Origin of the sequence: Aurantimonas sp. A2-1-M11, assembly GCF_036549475.1 — a bacterium.
Lineage (GTDB): Bacteria > Pseudomonadota > Alphaproteobacteria > Rhizobiales > Rhizobiaceae > Aurantimonas.
The window spans coordinates 1-2149 of record NZ_JAZHLI010000173.1 but is presented as its reverse complement, the minus strand read 5'-3'; the positions used below and the strand labels follow the sequence as shown (position 1 = coordinate 2149).

Genomic DNA, 2149 nt, shown 5'->3' with positions numbered 1-2149 from the left:
GATGGCAAGGTTCGCCCAGGCGAAAGAGGGGTTCCTGCGCGAGTTCCTCAAGCTCGAGAAGGGTCTGCCCAGTCACGACACGTTCAGCCGGCTGTTCCGCCAGCTCGATCCGGGTAACTGCTCAGTGCGCCGGGAGACCGGCAAGGAATAGATGGTGAAAGTCCGTTACGATGAAGGATTAGCGAACCGCATCGGCCCCGAGCCGTGCGCAGGCGTTTGTGAAGACGTCGGCGAAGCGTCGGTAGGGGAGCGCATAGGCCAGCCATTGAGCCGCGAAAGTTACATATCCCGGGCGCTGACGGCGTTGAGTAGTCGGAAGGCAACACGGTCAAGCACGTCATCGCGAGTGCCTGTCCGGCCCGGCGTGGTCGTAGACCCTGGCATGTGCGGACGTTCCTTGTACGGGAACCGGGAGATCTGCGGATCGGCCGATGGCCTGCGGGCTTTCGGTCCGCGGCGGGAAGGCGAGGAGCCGTAGCCGCCGATGAACGATGCGCAGAAGTCTGATTCTGGCATAGTAGCTGTGAAGCTGGCGAACAACCCTGGGGAACTGGGGGCGGAGTTGGTGGAGCGAAGGCCGGAAACCAAGAGGAACGCGACCCAGCAAAGCACGCACCGGACCCAGAGCCGGGCTCGCGTGACACAGGCGCTGGAGCGCGTACGGCAAGCTGCAAGGCGAGGAAAGAAGGAGCGGTTCACCGCCCTTCTACACCACATCACGACCGATACTCTCCGGACGGCGTTCTACGCGCTGAAGCGCAAGGCCGCTGCCGGAGTGGATGGGGTGACGTGGGAGGACTACGAAGTCGGCATCGAGCTACGGCTCGATGATTTGCACGAACGGGTCCATAGAGGGGACTATCGGCCGCAACCGTCCCGCCGGACGTATATCCCGAAGGCGGACGGACGACAGCGGCCACTGGCGATTGCGGCGCTGGAAGACAAGATCGTCCAAGGCGCAACCGTCATCGTATTGAACGCCATCTATGAGGAGCACTTCCTCGGCTTCTCTTACGGGTTCCGGCCCGGACGGGGAGCGCATGATGCGTTGGATGCACTGGCGGTCGCGATCGGCAGTCGGAAGGTGAACTACATTCTGGACGCCGATGTGGAGAACTTCTTCGGGGCGGTCAGCCAGACTTGGCTGGTTCGCTTCTTGGAGCATCTGATCGGCGACCGGCGCATCATCCGCCTGATCCAGAAATGGCTGAGAGCGGGTGTGCTGGAAGACGGCGCAGTTACCGTTGATGACAGGGGGACGGGGCAGGGCTCGGTGATCTCGCCGCTGCTCGGCAACATCTACCTGCATTACGTGTTCGATCTCTGGGCCGAACGCTGGCGACGGCGTGAGGCCAAGGGAGACATGATCGTCGTGCGGTATGCCGACGATCAGATTGTCGGATTTGAACGCGAGGATGACGCCCGCCGTTTCCTTGATGCGATGCATGAGCGTTTGGAGAAGTTCACGCTGAAGCTGCATCCGGACAAGACCCGCCTGATTGAGTTCGGCCGCCATGCGGCCGCTCGCAGGAAGGCTCAGGGCCTTGGAAAGCCGGAAACCTTCAACTTCCTGGGGTTCACGCACGTCTGCGACAAATCTCGCCGCGGTGGAAGATTCCTCCTCAGGAGGATAACGCGGTCGGATCGCAGGCGGGCAAAGCTCAAGGATATCAAGGAGGAGCTTCGGCGGCGAATGCATCAGCCGATCCCGGTTCAGGGCTCTTGGCTGAGGCAAGTCGTGACAGGCCACTTCAACTACTATGCGGTGCCGACAAATAGCCGAGCGCTTTCGGCGTTTCGGCATTGGGTGATGGACTTGTGGAGGCGCACGCTGCGGCGGCGCAGTCAGAAGGACGGCCTCACCTGGGACCGCATCGGTAGAATAGCGGACTCATGGCTTCCCCTACCACGCATCCGCCATCCCTGGCCGAACCAACGCTTTGCCGTCAATTACTCGAGGTAGGAGCCCAGTGCCCGAATTGGGCTCGCTGGGATCTGTCCGGGGGGCGCTCCGAAAGGGGCGTCCCTACCGGGATCGTCGGTGGCATTCTGTCTTGATTTGAGGGGCTGGATATGAGTCAAGATTCCCATGACTCACCCGCCCCGACGCTTGCTGACCGACGCTGATAAGGACGCCCTGCTGGATCGG

The 2149-nt window shown here is 61.9% G+C and carries 1 protein-coding gene and 1 pseudogene; both read left to right on the top strand.

Annotated elements, in window-relative coordinates:
* Positions 1-112 (top strand): annotated as a pseudogene (locus VQ042_RS25355) (transposase family protein); the annotation flags it as partial.
* A gap of 372 nt (positions 113-484) precedes the next feature.
* On the top strand, positions 485-1963 hold the full coding sequence (ltrA, locus tag VQ042_RS25350; protein WP_331823015.1) for a group II intron reverse transcriptase/maturase: 1479 nt from the start codon (positions 485-487) through the stop codon (positions 1961-1963).
* The last annotated feature ends 186 nt before the right edge of the window (positions 1964-2149 follow it).

Coding starts and splice junctions, on each gene's coding strand:
- ltrA (WP_331823015.1), top strand. CDS start 485: ATGAACGATGCGCAGAAGTCTGATTCTGGCATAGTAGCTGTGAAGCTG.